18 protein-coding genes are annotated in these 16,275 nt (G+C 49.0%); 3 read left to right on the forward strand and 15 right to left on the reverse strand.

The window, feature by feature from the left end:
• Positions 1 to 10: 10 nt before the first annotated feature.
• A complete protein-coding gene (locus K9W43_11895) occupies positions 11 to 496 on the reverse strand; it encodes a hypothetical protein (GenBank protein MCF2137925.1) in 486 nt (161 codons plus the stop codon).
• On the reverse strand, positions 496 to 1,029 hold the full coding sequence (locus tag K9W43_11900) for a macro domain-containing protein (protein MCF2137926.1): 534 nt from the start codon (positions 1,027 to 1,029) through the stop codon (positions 496 to 498). The genes K9W43_11895 and K9W43_11900 overlap by 1 nt, the downstream gene beginning before the upstream one ends.
• 96 nt (positions 1,030 to 1,125) lie before the next feature.
• Here K9W43_11900 and K9W43_11905 point away from each other — a divergent pair, with 96 nt between their 5' ends.
• Positions 1,126 to 1,716 carry an NUDIX hydrolase gene (locus K9W43_11905; GenBank protein ID MCF2137927.1) on the forward strand — a complete coding sequence of 197 codons (591 nt, stop codon included), beginning with the start codon at positions 1,126 to 1,128 and terminating at the stop codon, positions 1,714 to 1,716.
• Between the two features lie 89 nt (positions 1,717 to 1,805).
• On the opposite strand, the gene K9W43_11910 is transcribed toward K9W43_11905, so the two are convergent.
• The 7 genes from K9W43_11910 to K9W43_11940 form a co-directional block, all read right to left on the reverse strand.
• Entirely contained in the window at positions 1,806 to 2,780 is a 975-nt protein-coding gene (locus K9W43_11910) for a transcription initiation factor IIB (protein ID MCF2137928.1), read from the reverse strand.
• Between the two features lie 781 nt (positions 2,781 to 3,561).
• Positions 3,562 to 4,032: a metal-dependent transcriptional regulator gene (locus K9W43_11915; protein ID MCF2137929.1), complete on the reverse strand. Its 471-nt coding sequence runs from the start codon at positions 4,030 to 4,032 to the stop codon at positions 3,562 to 3,564.
• Positions 4,010 to 4,285 carry a FeoC-like transcriptional regulator gene (locus K9W43_11920; GenBank protein MCF2137930.1) on the reverse strand — a complete coding sequence of 92 codons (276 nt, stop codon included), beginning with the start codon at positions 4,283 to 4,285 and terminating at the stop codon, positions 4,010 to 4,012. The genes K9W43_11915 and K9W43_11920 overlap by 23 nt, the downstream gene beginning before the upstream one ends.
• Complete coding sequence (locus K9W43_11925) at positions 4,285 to 4,737, reverse strand: hypothetical protein (protein ID MCF2137931.1); 453 nt, start codon at positions 4,735 to 4,737, stop codon at positions 4,285 to 4,287. Before K9W43_11925 ends, K9W43_11920 begins: the two co-directional genes overlap by 1 nt.
• The gene (gene feoB, locus K9W43_11930; GenBank protein MCF2137932.1) at positions 4,730 to 6,046 is read right to left on the reverse strand and encodes a ferrous iron transport protein B; all 1,317 of its coding nucleotides are present in this window, start codon (positions 6,044 to 6,046) and stop codon (positions 4,730 to 4,732) included. Before feoB ends, K9W43_11925 begins: the two co-directional genes overlap by 8 nt.
• Positions 6,043 to 6,849 carry a 50S ribosome-binding GTPase gene (locus tag K9W43_11935; protein MCF2137933.1) on the reverse strand — a complete coding sequence of 269 codons (807 nt, stop codon included), beginning with the start codon at positions 6,847 to 6,849 and terminating at the stop codon, positions 6,043 to 6,045. The genes feoB and K9W43_11935 overlap by 4 nt, the downstream gene beginning before the upstream one ends.
• A gap of 5 nt (positions 6,850 to 6,854) precedes the next feature.
• Entirely contained in the window at positions 6,855 to 7,208 is a 354-nt protein-coding gene (locus tag K9W43_11940; GenBank protein ID MCF2137934.1) for a ferrous iron transport protein A, read from the reverse strand.
• 182 nt (positions 7,209 to 7,390) lie between these two features.
• On the opposite strand from K9W43_11940, the gene K9W43_11945 reads away from it, so the two are divergent.
• Complete coding sequence (locus K9W43_11945; protein ID MCF2137935.1) at positions 7,391 to 8,776, forward strand: lactate racemase domain-containing protein; 1,386 nt, start codon at positions 7,391 to 7,393, stop codon at positions 8,774 to 8,776.
• Between the two features lie 139 nt (positions 8,777 to 8,915).
• Positions 8,916 to 10,352 (forward strand): cysteine--tRNA ligase, encoded by a 1,437-nt coding sequence (gene cysS, locus K9W43_11950; GenBank protein MCF2137936.1) that lies wholly within the window; start codon positions 8,916 to 8,918, stop codon positions 10,350 to 10,352.
• A 61-nt stretch (positions 10,353 to 10,413) separates the two neighbouring features.
• On the opposite strand, the gene K9W43_11955 is transcribed toward cysS, so the two are convergent.
• From K9W43_11955 to K9W43_11980, 6 genes are all read right to left on the reverse strand, one after another.
• Positions 10,414 to 11,406, reverse strand: a complete 993-nt coding sequence (locus K9W43_11955; GenBank protein ID MCF2137937.1) for an MBL fold metallo-hydrolase — start codon at positions 11,404 to 11,406, stop codon at positions 10,414 to 10,416.
• 146 nt (positions 11,407 to 11,552) lie between these two features.
• Positions 11,553 to 12,455, reverse strand: coding sequence for a hypothetical protein (locus tag K9W43_11960; protein ID MCF2137938.1), 903 nt, complete (start codon positions 12,453 to 12,455; stop codon positions 11,553 to 11,555).
• Positions 12,448 to 12,834: a hypothetical protein gene (locus tag K9W43_11965; GenBank protein ID MCF2137939.1), complete on the reverse strand. Its 387-nt coding sequence runs from the start codon at positions 12,832 to 12,834 to the stop codon at positions 12,448 to 12,450. The genes K9W43_11960 and K9W43_11965 overlap by 8 nt, the downstream gene beginning before the upstream one ends.
• The gene (locus tag K9W43_11970) at positions 12,819 to 13,154 is read right to left on the reverse strand and encodes a hypothetical protein (GenBank protein ID MCF2137940.1); all 336 of its coding nucleotides are present in this window, start codon (positions 13,152 to 13,154) and stop codon (positions 12,819 to 12,821) included. Before K9W43_11970 ends, K9W43_11965 begins: the two co-directional genes overlap by 16 nt.
• Positions 13,155 to 13,264: 110 nt before the next feature.
• Positions 13,265 to 15,274: an amylo-alpha-1,6-glucosidase gene (locus K9W43_11975; protein MCF2137941.1), complete on the reverse strand. Its 2,010-nt coding sequence runs from the start codon at positions 15,272 to 15,274 to the stop codon at positions 13,265 to 13,267.
• 206 nt (positions 15,275 to 15,480) lie between these two features.
• On the reverse strand, positions 15,481 to 16,056 hold the full coding sequence (locus K9W43_11980) for a hypothetical protein (protein ID MCF2137942.1): 576 nt from the start codon (positions 16,054 to 16,056) through the stop codon (positions 15,481 to 15,483).
• Positions 16,057 to 16,275 lie beyond the last annotated feature (219 nt).

Raw genomic sequence — 16,275 nt, forward strand, 5'->3', positions numbered from 1 at the left:
TGCTGTTAGCCTATCCGACAAGCATCTCAATATTATTCAATGGAAAGATGAATGAGTTGAACTGGCTCGCAGCTGTAGTGATGATGTCCACTGAGTCTACTGTTCCCTCGGTGTTCCCATGAAGATAGGCTGCCTTTGCGATCTCTTCAGCGGTCTCCCAACTCGGGACCATCCCGATTTCCGGTCCCAGTGTGGAGACTGCTACTCTCCGATCCCCTTCTCTATCTGCTTCCTGAAGGAATTTGGTGACCGCCTTGAATATCAGAGTACGCCTTTTTTCGTCATGGATAGTGATTCGTGTCCAGTACTCAACTCGTTTTGCTGAACTGTCTTCTTTTGCAGTCAGTCCCATATGCCCATTGGTACCAGTCGGTGATAACGAGACCCCAAGAGGGATATTGTCTGCCTTTAGAGCAGCGTCCATCTCGGAGTCATCATAGGGCCCGAGTCTGAGCGTGATCGTCAATCGGCCAAAGACCCATGTCCGCGGTTCCATCAGCGATCACCACGGACCTCGTGAAGGGCCCTCTCAAATGCATTCGTGCCCTGTGCGTCATACCCCACCAATACTATTCTCTCTACCGACCCGGGATTTTCTGCAAATTTCGTTACACCATTGATGATCGCACGGGCCGCCTCTTCACTTGTGAGACCACCCACTCCTGCCCCAATTGCTGGAAATGCTATCTCTCGGATCCCTCGCTCAGCAGCCAATCGCATGGCATGTTCTACAGAGGACTGGACGTTTTCTAAGGTGGCCCTTCCCCCCGGCGGCATCCCTGCGCAATGGATGACATACCTTGCCCGTAATCTGCCACCACTGGTGATCACGGCCTCTCCCGGCCTGATGGGTCCTTGGGCCATTGCCTCCTTCTCGATCTCCGGGCCGCCCCTGCTCTTGATTGCTCCTGCTACTCCCGAGCCCATCCAGAGGTCCGAGTTTGCAGCATTCACTATTGCCTCTGTATCCAACTCGGAGATGTCACCGCTCTCGACCTGTATCGTGATCCTCCCGATCTGCAACTCCATTGCATTCACATCCATGGTAGGGATAGTCGCTTATTCGTAAAAGTCTGTTGTCAACATTCTGTCATAAATCCTAAAAGGACCGGGGCGAGACCTCTCTTGGCGAGGTCACTGAACGACATTGATAATCACGAGATTGCTGCATTGATTGAGAGGTATGGCCGTCCGCGACGACTACATTTCTCAGCTGACTTTCTTGACTTCGAATGTGAGTTGGTCAAGCGTAGTGCTGCAAAGGGTCGACATCATGATATCACCTGTTTTATCCGTGTCGGGGACAAGTTCGCAGTGATCCAGAAGCATGACTATGCGGGCACTGTCATCTTCCGTGCACCCTCTGGTGGTGCTAATCCCGGAGAACCGCTTGACGTTGCGGCCCGACGCGAGATGCGGGAAGAGACTGGTCTGGATGTTGAACTGCGACGGTTCGTTCTTGATGTGACCTTGGATGTGCGGTGTGCGGACGGCGTGATACCGTGGAGGTCTCTTGTCTTTCTCGCGGATGCTACCAGTAGCGATCTTCACATCATCGATACGCACGAGATCCATGCTGTTCGTCTTATGTCCCGTGAGGAACTTCTTGGTGATGTCGAAGAGGCCATGCTCAGATCGGGATGGGGTGGCTTTGCGTACCGTGCATTCCTCAGCAGATCCTTTTTCGAGACGATGGATCAATTAGGTCTCCACTGAACCAAGTGTGAGTGAAAAAGTAAAACGAGAAATGAAATGAAAAGAAAAATAATAGAAGGCTGTACTTAGCAGCCCCCTATCTCTTTAGACTATACAGGCATCATAGTGATGCCAAGTTTCTGTACCAGTTCCTTGTACCGGTTCCGCACGGTCACTTCTGTGACTCCAGCCGCCATCGCAATGTCTCGCTGAGTGACCCTATGGTCTGTGAGAATCGATGCGATGTAGATCGCTGCTGCTGCAAGGCCACGAGGATCGCGTCCCGTCACGAGGCTTCTGTTCTCCTTTGCCTTGGTGAGGATCTCTAAGACTTTCTTCTGCACCTCACCAGGAAGATGGAGTTGGGCAATGAAGCGTGGAACATAGTTCGCAGGGTCTGAGATCGGCATCCGGAGCTTGAGCTTCTCGACCAGTAACCTGTAGTGCTGACCGATCTTCTTCTTGCTCACTCGTGAGTGGCGTGAGATCTCTTCAAGTGAACGTGGTGCATTTCTCAGTCTGCATGCTGCGTAGATTGCAGCCCCGACCATGGCGTCGATGGACCGGCTTCTGGCAAGTCTTCGGACAATGAGCTTTCTGTACAACAGAGCGGCAAGTTCCTTGATGCTCTTTGACAGTCCAAGCTGTGATGCCAGTCTATCAAGTTCTGACATGGCCTGTGCAAGATTTCTGTCAACTGAGCTGTGCACCCGTGTCCGAATCTGCCACTTTCTCATGCGGTAGATTTCTGAGCGTCTATGTGCAGAGAACTTTTTACCCTGACTGTCATGGTCTCGCCAATCGATCATTGTTGAGAGACCTTTGTCGTGGATAGAATAGTTCGTTGGTGCGCCAGTTCTTGAGCGTGCATCTCTCTCATCACTTGTGAAGGCTCTCCATTCGGGGCCAGTGTCGATTCTGTGCTCGCTGATGACCAGCCCACAAGTCGCGCAGATTCTCTCCCCTTTTTGTAGATCCTGGACTATTTCGTGTCCTCCACATTCTGGGCATGTAAACTCGTATTCTTTTCTAGACTTCTCGTGATGTTTCCTTGGTCGTTCGCTTCGTGATGCCAATACTTTCACCTTCCGTTCGTGCAGGCGGTATGCGGTACACTGTCTTCACTAGTATGCAGCTGTGGTGGCAGCAAAAACTCTGTCTTCAAATGGCATTGACACCTGCTTATCCGCTACATTTATATAGTGTACAGAATTACTATATAAAGGTTTCGGTATGAATGAATGATTTCCACATATAACTATTCATTTTCCCCCATCTATAGTATTGCCAAATTTGGATTTAAATCTATTGCTGTCAATAAAAATATGTCAGGCGCTACTTTTCCGGCAACAAAACGCATGAAGATTGGTCAAGATAATGAGGTCATGTTTAGATCATTGTCGGATGAACGCAGATCTAATGGATAGTCTTACTGCTTCATATACAGAATATTGGACGTTCAGCTACTGGTGGTGTTGGTCTGTTGTCAAAGATCCGCGTGGGGCAAGCGGAGCCTGCGGGATCCAGATGTGATATACAGTACCTTGGGTCCAATCATCTTGAACTCGATTTGTGACGGACAATTTCCCCCCTGCAAGTGTGATGATATCTCGGGCGACATGTAGGTCCACATCGCCGAATCGGTGGCGGAGGTCAAACAACGTGCATTTTTTTCGGCGGGAATGATGCTTACAATGACTACCAGTCCTCAGAGTGCCTGTAGTGGTTGTAACCTCCGAGTTGAAGGTGAATCGGACTCAGTTTGCATAACACCTTCGCCGTTCGTGCTGTTAGCCATGCTGTTTGTTAATCAACATATGGAAATAAAATCTCCGTGCCCCAAAATTATTCTCGAGATCAAGGTCGCTATGCTGACTTTTTGTGTGCTCTAGCAGATCCTATTGTCTTCAGAAATGCGTTCAACAATTTTCGTCCTTGGTCATTGTTAGCCAGATACTCTGTGAATGCCTCGATCCTGTCAAAGGTCTCCTGATGGATCAAATGCTCGATCTCACAGGCATCACTCTCAGCTATCTGCTCGTCAACTCCTAGAAGAACAAAGAGGTCCTGCAGGACATCATAAGTACGCATCAGCCGCTTGGCAATGCGTTGTCCTCGTCTGGTCAGATTTACCGCTCTGTACTTTTCATAGCCGACCATCTCCATCTCTGCAAGTCTCTGGAGGGCGGCTGTGACGCTTGGTGCTCGTACACCGAGCCTCTCTGCAATATCGGTCACTGAGGCCGCACCGTTCTCTCTCTCGATCTCATAGATGGTCTTAATATACATCTCAAGAGCGTCAGTGAGTCCGTCCTCAGCCTCTCGTCTTCCTGACATGCTGAACACCCCGTTTGGTAATCTTGAATGTCCTACCTTCTCTCTGGTTGCGTGTACAGGCCGCGTACATAGGACATGATTTGCACGTGGATCCAATGTCACAAGAAGTTGCGACCTCCTCGATAAGGCCACGGCGTACTAGTAAGACAAGAATGTCCCCCAAGGTCTCGGGCTGGACGCCAACCTCCTGTGCCAGATCACGAGTGGTTATGATCCTGTCTTCCATCATCGTCTTGAGGATCGTGCCAATCATTACTTTGCCTCCTCCGGCTCATTTGCCAATTTTCTAGATAACCATACAACCACCACTATTGGCATAGTCACGAGATAGACGACAAGCGACCACGTCAGGCCCTCTGTGATCGACCAGCTCGCCCAGTCCTCAAGGCGCAATGCCCATCCGAGAAGGTTGGATGAGATCACAATGACCCTGAGCAGAAATACTACTGTTGCAAGAATCAGTCCTACAATGATGAATGCGAAGGCCTCGGGTTCTTTATGGCGTGTCTGGAGTAACCCTTCACAGAACACTGCTCCAATAACAATGATTAGGAAACTATCCATTAGGTCTGGATTGAATAGGCTGACCGAGAAGCCTCCCAAAGATACGAGTAACTCCACCAATCCCACTATGAGATATATGGGGCATAATATGAATGACAGAACTCTCCACAGGTCTTGATCTTGTTGCAGCCAATCAGCCAATGAACAGGCCTCCTATCAGATACACAAGTGTGGCAATAAAGTATGCAAGGAGCATCTGGTACGTCACTGAGAATGCTGTCCATTTCCACGAGCCAGTTTCCTTCTTCACAGCACCAATCGTTCCCACACACGGCACATAGAGCAATACAAAGATCATGAGTGCGAACGCCGAAATAGGGGTCATGGTTCCCAGAAGTGCTGCATGAAGACCACTGGTCCCTTGCACTGCAAAGATGATCGATAGCGATTGAATGACAGCCTCTTTTGCAAGGATGCCAAAGATGAGGCCCACCACGATCTGCCAACTGAATCCCATGTGTGCAAAGATTGGCTCCGAGAGTTTTCCGAGGAATCCCACATATGACTGCTCGATGGGCACACCGTAGCCTGCGGGCCCAAAGGATGAGGCGACCCATATGACCAGGCTACCGATGAAGAGGTATGTTCCTGCCTGTTTTAGAAACATGACTCCGCGTTCCCACATGTGGCGGAACGATCCGTGAACGGTGGGAAGCTGATAGAGTGGTAATTCCATGACCAGTGGTGATGATTCTCCTTTGAAGAGGAACTTCTTGAAGAGGGTGGCCATGATGATTGCCATGACGATTCCGAAGATGTAGAGGAAGAAGATGATCGTGCCTGCATATGCTGGGAAGAAGATTCCTGCAAGAAGCACATAGACCGGGAGTCTTGCGGAACATGAGATGAGTGGTGCTACAAGGATGGTGGTCAGTCTGTTTGCCTCGCCATCAACGGTCCGTGAGGCGCTGACAGCAGCCACACTGCATCCAAATCCAAGGAGTAGGGGTATGAATGATCTCCCATGAAGTCCGATTTTGACCATCCAACGGTCCATGACGAAGGCTGCTCTGGCAAGATACCCTGTGTCCTCAAGGACTGAGATTGCCAAGTACAGAAAGAAGATCGGAGGGACAAACGTGAGAATGAATCCGACTCCTCCCAGAACGCCGTCCGTGATCAATGAGGCCAGCCATGGGATGGGGATTTGTGATGTGAATCCGCCAAGCCAATCAAAGAGGAGTTCGATAAGTGACATGAAGACTCGTGAGGCCTCAAAAGTGAACGTGAACATTGCCCACATGACCACTAAGAAGACGGGGATCCCCAGATACTTGTGGAGAAAGACGCGATCCAGCATGTCGCTGATGGTCCACTTTTCTTTGCCTGCCTTGTAGGCATCGGAGAGAATGTCACCAATGATCTTGTATCTCTCATCCGCTAACACTATTTGAGGATCTGCCATGTCTTCCTCACTGAATTCTAGAAAGGGCTCTTGGTCGTCACTCATTGGATTCCCACCGCCAGGATCTTTTCTCGTAACTCGTCATCGACCACAAGAGGCAGTATCTCTGGGTCTCTCTCCAGCAGTCGTAGTGCAACCCATCTTGGAGGGTATCTTTCCAACAGCTCCCTCTCGTTTTCCAGAAGCATGACTATCTCTTTGAGCGATTTCTCGATCTTGGGACTGTATTTGATGGATGGCGGATGGAGACGCTCGTATTGCCCATGATGATGTAAGCGTGGATGATAATGCAGATGGTCCTTATCGATATCGCCCGGAAGATGTTCATCTGCGTTGGATTCGCCAGTGAGAACATGAGGCGGTACCGCTTTCAGTATTGCCTCCTTGAGTTCCTCCATGCCCTCTTTCTTTGGGGCCGTTGTGATAACAACGGGAGCTCCAAGTCGCTCGGACAATTTCTCGATGTCAATCTTATCGCCCCTCGACCGTACGACATCGTACATGTTCAGTACTACAACAAGCCTCAACTGGAGTTCGATCAGTAAGAGTGTGAGGTAGAGGTTCCGTTCAAGCTGGGATGCATTCAAGATATCTACTACCACATCAGGACGGTTGTCGATGAGATATTCTCTGGCCACACGCTCGTCCTCGGAGAGCGCACTTAGACTGTACACCCCGGGAAGATCGATGAGCTCAAACTCGTAGCCCTTGTACTTGTAGTATCCTGACTTCATCTCCACCGTCTTACCGGGCCAGTTTCCCGTATGTTGTCGTGAACCAGTGAGATTGTTAAAGACAACTGATTTTCCAACATTTGGATTCCCGATCAATGCGACTCGGATCTTCATGTCTTCTATGACACCTCTTCTACAAGTAGTTGACTAGCAATCCCGTGGCCGAGAGCAATTCGGGTGCCTCGTATCTCAACCAGAACGGGACCACTTCTCCCACCTTGGACGATCTCGAACACACAGCCCCATGTGAATCCGAGGTCCATGAGGCGTCGGAGCATCTCCCTGTTTCGTCCTGTGAGACCATGTCTTCCTCCGCGAACCTTGTGTCTTCCTCGTCCACGTGCGGCACGTTGATGGCCTCTTATGAATGAGTCTTGTGCGATCCCAACGAGTCTACATACTCTTCCTGATGGTACAGTGGTGAGAATCTTTGGTTTCCCCTTGACCTTGTGCGCCAATGTATCAATCTCCATGTTGTCTATTTATTCGTACCATCTCTTTGGCACCCTATACTTTTAGCTTCGTCTAAATATTTTAGTCTTGTCTAACTCAAAGGATGCAGTTATCCAGATTTAAAGCTTGTTAATGCGACATGTTTCACTAGACCAGACCATAACCGTTAACATGGATTATGCTCTTAAAATCACGAACAACAATGTCATATCACAAGACCCCTCTGAAATATGGAACCGCGACAATTGACGAATTTATCCCGACCAAGTTTGCCAAGACCAAGGTGCTTGAGGTCGAAGAGTTCATACCGGATTTTGATGACTTTGAAACGCGACTTGATCACGTTATGCGTAACCCTATTGGCTCGCCTCCACTTGAGGAATTGGTGAAAAAGTTCTATTCGAAGGGTAATGACATAATCATTGTTGTAGACGATAACACACGTCCTAATGTCCACACCAAGCTGATCATTCCCCCGCTCACAAAATATCTTCTATCCTTAGGTGTGGAACGGGACGATCTTAAGATCATGGTGGCAAGTGGGACTCACACTCCACCGTCAAAGCAGGCGTTAGAAGAGAAGATCTTTGGTCCTTCAATCTATGCTGACTGGAAGGACAATATCCTGATTCACAACTGCGACTCCGGAAATCGTGACATGGGGGTCTCAGCAATGGGTACTCCCATTCTGATCGATGAGCGGATCATGGATGCTTGTCTGGTCATCACACTGAGCGATTCGGAGTATCACTATTTCGCAGGGCAGGCCGGGACCGTCAAGTCGTTCTGTCCGGGTGTGGCCGGGCGTGAGACCATTCGTATCAACCATCCAAAGATGTTTGATCTTGAGCTTGGATTCAAGCCCGAGTGCCGGCTCGGAAACACAAAGGGCAATCCTGTGATCGAGGACATGATCGATATCGCAAAGAGGATGAAGGAGCACATCAATATCTTCTGTATCGACACCATTGTAAATAGTGGGGAGGTCGTGTACGTTCAGGCCGGTGACATCATTGAGTGCCATAAGGCCGCCTCTGAACCTTTGCGGAGGCTTCGTGTCATTGAGGTCGATGAGCCCGGAGATATTGTGTTTGTCTCAGTTGGTGATCTGGGAATCAATCTCTATCAGGCAGGCAAAGGGATACATGCCGCATGGAATGCAGTGCGTCATGATAAACGAGGCTGGATCGTGCTGCTGGCCCCCTGCGAGGATGGTATTGGAAGTGCGGCTTACGCAGAGGCAATGGAGGCCTCCAAAGGTATGAACGTGAAAGAGGCTCTCAAATTTGTCATCCAGACCTACTGCTCTGAGACGACCTTCAAGATCGGAAACCAGAAACCACCTGACCTCTATCGGATACTTCTCGATGTCGAAGAGGGTAACATCAAAGTGATTACCGGGGAAGACCCCAAGCTCCTTCGCGAGGTCTATCGCATGGAGGGACTCAATCCCTCGTCTACGGAGGATGTGCAGAGGATTCTACGCGAGCTTGTGGAGCGATACGTCCAAGAGAATCCTGATATCCCCGACCCACGGATCTATGTGGTGCCAGATGCAGGGGTTCTGGTGCTGGTCAAAAATAGATGATTCCTCTCTGAGGATCTGGTCTTCAGACCTTGCAGTCTAACCGACCGCAATTGATAGAGAGGAGCCTCTCTTCAGATACTGGCAATTATTGCAGAGGCCTTTTTATGCAGATGATGTGCGGTCTTCATGGGTAGTGCCAATGATAAAAGTCTACAATACGCTATCACGGTCAAAGGAAGAGTTCAAGCCACTTGAAGAGAATCATGTTCGAATGTATGTCTGTGGCCCGACCGTGTACGACTATCCACACATCGGCAATGCACGATCCTTTGTCGTCTTTGATATGATCCGCCGGTATCTCGAGTATAGCGGATATCGAGTCACCTACATCACGAATTTTACAGATGTTGATGACAAGATGATCTCCCGCGCAAATGAGGCTGGGATCTCAGTGCAGGAGTTGGCCGCACGGTTCATCTCAGAGTACTATAGGATTGCCCACGAGCTGAATATCAAACCCGCAACTGTCAATCCCCGTGCCACAGAACATATTGATGATATCATCGAGATGATTGAGTTGATCATCAAGAACGGCCGTGGATATGTGGTTGACGGAGATGTCTATTTTGACGTGAGCGAGCATCCCAATTATGGAGTGCTCTCACGGATCTCACCCGATGAACTATCTGCGGGAGCTCGTGTGGATGTGGATGAGCGAAAGACCGACCCACGGGACTTTGCGTTATGGAAGTCTGAAAAGCCCGGTGAGCCCTCGTGGGACAGTCCGTGGGGAAAGGGTCGACCCGGTTGGCACGCTGAGTGTTCAGTCATGGGTGCGTACTATCTAGGACTGCCATTTGACATTCATGGTGGTGGACAAGACTTGATCTTTCCACATCACGAGAATGAGATAGCTCAGTCATCAGCCGCTTACGGTGTCGAGACCCCGATCAAGTACTGGCTCCACAATGGCTTTCTGACAATCGAGTCCGACAAGATGAGCAAGAGTGAAGGTAACTTCTTTACTGCCCGAGAGGTCCTTGATCACTTCGATCATCAGGCGGTCCGGCTGTTTCTCATCTCTGGTCATTATCGTCAGCCACTGGATTACAACACGAAGGCCCTTGAGCAGGCCACACAATCGGTTGAGCGAATACGCAACGCAGTTGATACGATACGCGGTCGCATCTCGATCCTCGAAAAACGGGGAAGTGGCAAGACGGAGGCTGACGACAAGATCGTTGAGGCTATTGATGCGCTCCGCTCTGGTTTTGAGAGAGAGATGAATGATGACTTCAACTCGCCAGGTGCTCTTGCAGAGGTCTTCGCTTTCATTCGAGTGCTAAACACATTTGTGAAGGATGCTGAAAAGACAGCGGTTCTTAGAAAGGCACTGGCCACGCTCTCTGAACTTCTTGGAGTCCTCGGTATTGATGTGACAAAGAGTACTGACTCCGATGCGGGTGCTGGTGACTCGGTGCGCCTTGAGGGAGTGATCGAACTTCTGCTTGAGGTCCGGGAGAACGCTAGGAAAAACAAAGACTGGGCAACGTCCGATCGTATCCGTGACCGCCTCAAGGAACTGGGCGTCATTGTTGGCGATACCAAAGATGGCCCGACTTGGAAGCTCGAGTAGATATTCTCTTTTCAACGGGGCCTCGGCTCCGTTGCACAGTTTATTTATTTCTTAATAAAGATCACGCGTCTTCAGCAACGATGACCGACTTACCGTTTGCGGTCTCTATTACACGAGCCTTGCCTTCCTTTTCCAGAACTCGCGCAAGATCAAGGGTTTCGGCCAGTGCCAAGACAAGTTGCGTGACATCATAGTCACCATAGAGTCTACGTGAGAGTTGATAGATTGATGTTGGCTTATCGGTGAGCAGTTCAAGGAGTTGTTGTAGTTTTCTCTGGATGTCGGATTTTAATTCACTAACACGTTCTCTGAGACTTTGGACGTTCATTCTATGACCGGGAAGAATTCGATAACCGTTGTACTTGAGGATCAGATCTAACGAGTCCAGATAGGTCAGCATTGATATCCCGGGCCCCTCAAAATCTAGGCTGGGATTTGAACTGATATCTCCAAGTACATGGTCTCCCGTAAAGAGCAGTCTTGCATCATCCGCAGCAAAGCACACCGACCCCCGAGTGTGTCCCGGTGTCCAGATCACTACCAGCATTCCGATTCCGGACTCAAGAATCTCCCCCTCACTGAGCGTCTGAATAGATGGGACTGCCTGTGCAAGTGAGAGAAAGTATTTTGCCAATTGTTCTGTATTGATTGCCGCGATCGCCTCTTCGGGTGCGCCTCCCTCTTTGGCGATCTTCATGTATGCCTTCATTCTCTCTGGCATGTACTCATTATGATATGCGAGACGATAGACATCCTCGCTATGAATTGCAATCAGTGGCTCTTTTAGACCGTGTGATCTTCTTGCGTCTAGAAACATTCCAGCCATGCCTGTGTGATCGATGTGCCCGTGAGTGAGGAGTATCTGTTCTATGTCTTCAAAATGGTAGCCTAGATTCGACAAGATTTCTTGCATCTTTTCTATGGCTGGTGGATATTGTGGTCCCACATCAATGAGTGTGAGTGGTTCTCCTTCGATGAGATAGCTGTTGACGGTGCCCACAGGAAATGGTGTGGGGATCTCAAATAGATGCACTCCGTGAATTATCTCAGGCACAATTCGGTACTCCTTTACTTGCTCCTGCAGCACTAGTGCAGAGTTGTCCGTATCTCAATATATGTTACTGATATTTTACAGTTTTTTGTAGTCTTATTTTCAGAAAGAGTTTCCATTTATTATAATACTTTTTTCTGGCGACCACGCTATTTTCGATAGAGCTTGAATTGGCAGCTCTCATCGCCCATTGCTCGACAAGCCACCTCTTTGACGGTGATCGCCGGATTGTTGAGTGCTCCTTCTATGAATCCGCTAAAGAACCCACAGATCGGCCTATCTGCGGTCTTGCCCCGACAGATTGGGCAGAGCTTGATGTCGAAGAGTTCGTGTTTCGTGTCAAGATTTACAACGGAGATCTCATCAAGTAATTTGAGTACGTGTTGAAGATTGACAACATACTCTCCACTCAGCCGCTCTTTAGCAATCATATGACCCGAGTAGAGACCTATCGCGTAGGATAACTTGTCAACGGTTTCTTCATCTTCTGTGAAATATTGATCAAGTCTGCGTACGATCTTAATAGTATCTTCAGGATATCCCTCGATGATATCTAGTCCCACATGCAGTAGTTCATACAAGCTCTGTAGAGGAATGTCCACTGGAAGATACTGTTGTAATGCGGGATACTTCTCAATGATATTTCTCAGGCTCTGGTAGATTTCTTCAATACGTGACTTGAATGCCTCAAATGTGTCCGCTATTGCGATAGCTCCGTCATCATGAAGAATGTCCCCGTACGTGGAGAAGAACTCCCGTCTGATCTGGTTGATGAAGATCTCCGCGAACTTCTCATGTTTCTCGTCCGAGGCGTGGACTACGAATAACAGCGGACTATGTGAGCTGTATACAAGAACCCCGTCAGATACGGTTATTGACTTGATCTCCTTGTGGCCGAGTTCCTTCATCAGTGCGTTGATGGCGCTGGAGAACCCTCCAAAGAGATTGACAAAGCCCTCTATTCCCTCCGTGGTCGAGGGGTCAAGGTCTATGCTCAACAGTGGAAGACCATCCATATGGATGATCATGACTGTTTGAATGATGCTATTCATTCGTGTCTTCTCCGAATAGACGATGGCTGAAATCATAGAACTGACGGAATGCGAAGATGAGAATGAAAATCCCACCTAAGAGTAGAAACAATCTCGTTGGTTTCCAGATGAGATCGTAGAACTCCTTTGGGGTGAACCATATCCATTCATCAATCGCATCCATAATGGTGCTAACGAGGCCGAGGATCGCAAACAGCATGAGGGAGTAGAACGTCCGTTTTCGTTCGATGACCGGGTATCGATTCTTTGCATAATAGATACTCACCAGTACGATGACAAATGCGATCGCTGCTCCTGCATCCAAGAACGCCTTGAACAATTCAAGTGGTGTGTCTGGTGGATGAAATATCGTGCCAACCTGCATCATTGCACCTCCCATAGGCTCGCCCCATAAACAGCGATGCCATAGATTCCCAACGCGAATAATAGTAGGCCAATTACAAAACATGACCCATCAAGGACATTTAACAGATCCACAGTGAAATCATCGAACTGTAGGGTGTCGAGAGCGTCGAAGATTCCATGGAGCATTAAAAAGAACAAGCCTGCAAGGATTTTATTCCATCCTTTTGATGTAAGCTTGGGATGTTTTGATTGAACCATGAATGCAAAGATAAATGCCATGAGAAAGCCAATTGCAATTAATAATTCTATACTGATTAATGGAAGATCCTGTGGATCCAGCAGGCCATCTTGCATGATATCACCACCTATTCTACCTGACTCTCCTTCTGTTAAATCTTCTCAGTCTTGCTTTGCACTCCTCTTTCTCGTCGCTACGGGCTACTGACGGTGTATTGTATGTCCTTTCAAAGTTCTTCGAAATAGATCCGTAACAGTTCAGCGACCGATCTGGCCCGCGATACGCAGCCTCGATCCCGGTATGGCTTTGATCCGTCAAACATGTCGGATATGGTACCAAGGCAACCTGTGCGAATGGTGTCCAGCACTGGCCGGAAAAAGTGTTTGTCCGCATATTTTATATTTTCTTTTGTCTTGCCTTTGACCTTCAAGTATGCAGAGATATATGGGCCGATGAGCCACGGATGGACGGCACCCTGATGGACTGCTCCAGCTCTGCTCTTTGGTCCGCCGGTCACTGCTCGTGCAAAACGCGGATCTCGTGGGGATAGTGTTCGAAGTCCATATGGTGTCAGTAACTCATCAGTGACGACCTTGAGAACTGCCTCAGCCCTCTCTTTGTCTAAGAGATTGAAGGGTAGAGCAATAGAGAAGATCTGATTTGGTCTGATGGACTTGTCCACCTTCTCATCACTGACCACATCGTATAGATATTTTAATTCGTCATCCCAGAAGGTCTGGATGAATGCCTCTCGCACCCACTGCGCGACTGCAAGGTACTCGTAAGGATCATACCCCCGCATCTCATTCATCTCGCCCATGGCCATGAGGGCATTGAACCAGAGCGCGTTGACCTCCACGCACTTTCCTATCCGCGGAGTCGCAACCCAGTTTCCAATACGTTCATTCATCCACGAGACCTCGACTCCCTCAATTCCTGAACAGATGAGTCCGTCAACATCCTCGTGGATATTGTACTTGGTGCCCATTCGATATGCGCTGATTATTGATTCAAGAGTGTCCCAGATTATTCCTGAAAGGAATTCGGTATCAGTTGTTGACTTCACATAATGCCAGACCGCAAGGATATACCAGAGCGAGGCATCTACACTATCGTACTCAGGTTGGATACCTCTCTGAGGAAAGTCGTTTGGAACGAGTCCGTAGCGTGAATGGCGTGCGTATGTCTTCAGGATCTCTCGTGCATCATTAAACCGTCCCAGTGAGATCGTCAGACCCGGCAATGATATCAGTGAGTCAAGACCAATGTCCTCAAGATGATGGTATCCGGCTATGACCGAGCGCGAACGAGAGGTCGCCCGATCAACAATGAACGAGTCCGCATTGAACACAAGCCATTCGATATCCTCCTCACGAGGCTTGTCCGTCAGAGCATAGGCACGGTCGTTGAGAACTTTTCGTCGGCGAAGCTCGTCAAAGCGAAGTTTGAGAAAGTCCTTGCGGGTCGCCTTCATCAATGGGCCGAGATCGCGTGTGAGGTCCTTTCGTGAGGGGCCTGCTGCAAATAGAAAAGAGAGGTAATGCTCACCGGGCTCAAGAACCGTGTGAAAGACGCCGGGGATCCAGAGCTGTTCCTTATGTGGCAGTCCCATGGCCTTGTCGCGTCGATAGACCTGTGGTTCGGTGACTCGGATCTTACTCGGAGAGAACTCGGCATCTGGGGTCCAACAATACATCCACGGACTGCTTAGTCTCTCATCAAATGCGTAGTACGAGTGTTCATTGACTGGTTCATACTGAGGAGTAAAGTCAAGATATGTGGGTCGAGTGTGGAGACCTCTGTTTGTGTGAAGCGGGGTCACTGTAAAGACGATCTCATCGTTTGTTGAGATCTCATAGCTCACGGTTGTGATGTTACGCCGATAGGGCATGAATACGGTCTTCTTCAGGGTCACTGCGCCTGTACAGTACGTCATTGTGGGCAGCGGGTTGAGGGCGAACCCCTTTAGCATCCGATAGCCGCGGTGGGTGACTCCCTCTTCTGTCTGTTCAGTAGACAGATTGTATTCTTCCTTGGGAGTAATCACCACTTCATCCAGTCGCGAGAGTGTGAGCCAGCGATCAACTGGTGGGTTGAGGGCTGCGACCATCAGCCCGTGATAGCCTCGGGTGTTGAGACCTACAATTGTCGATGACGCATACCCTCCAAGACCATTTGTGCTAAGCCATTCAAATGTGACGGCTCTGTTCAGTCTGAGGTCTGCATCTTTTAACACAATTGGCAAGGCGTGGGTCTCCAACGGCTCTACATAGAAACGGCGGTGTACATCCCTTAAAACCTTACGAGGTAAATCTCTTCCGATGAATTTATTCACTTCTTGTATTTATACGTGTACTAGTCATGTCCTAGTACACGTATGACTCTTGCTAGTACACGTGAGTAACTAGCTCCCTATTTGACCAAATGGTCACGTATGCTATTTTATTCTTCGATTCCCAAGACCTTGTGGACCATACCTGTTGCAGTGCGGCCAATTGCTATCAGCACGATCTCTATCAAGATGGACATGATGACGATTCCGACTGCGATTGTGAATGCGAAGAAGCTGAGCGATGTAGTGGCAAGGGTGATGAGGTAGTATTTGTAGACCAGCCAGTATCCCCACAGGCCCATGATCAGAATGAGACCCACCGCAAGACCATACATGATGATCACAGTCTTGACTCCCGGTTTGCTGAGATCCACAGCCTCGAGGTCTGGGCCGATGACGACTCGTCCGAGTCGGCGGTTTGCTCGTACAAAGAAACCGATGGCTCCGAGAAAGAAGAAGAGCGTGATCATTGCACCGAGAAGAAGCAGAAAGATTGCAGTGTCCGTACCAATATTTTCTATGACTCCTCCCGGCCTACTTACAGCATAGGCCACAATTGAGCCTAGGGCTGCAATCCCACTGGTGAGGAGTGTTACAAACGCCACAGTGGCGGTGCCTCTAAAGAGGGAGGTCACATCTATCTTAGTCTCCTCATCCACGGTTGCTGGTTCAATGTCCTCGCTCATGAAGGTCTCCTCTCGGATTATTTTCAGTGTAGGTACGTATTCACGACACATAAAGGATTGTGTTGTTGATTCCCATCCCCTTATGATTGCTGCTGATGCAATTATGATCCGGTCGCTCGTTTAAAGATGCCTGATAGAATATTGCTCTGAGTTGCTACGGTCTCTCACTGGCACTTGATTTTCGGTATTCGTTCCACGTTTCTCAGGCCAGTTTCGGTA

The sequence above is a fragment of the Candidatus Thorarchaeota archaeon genome (assembly GCA_021498125.1).
Lineage (GTDB): Archaea > Asgardarchaeota > Thorarchaeia > Thorarchaeales > Thorarchaeaceae > B65-G9.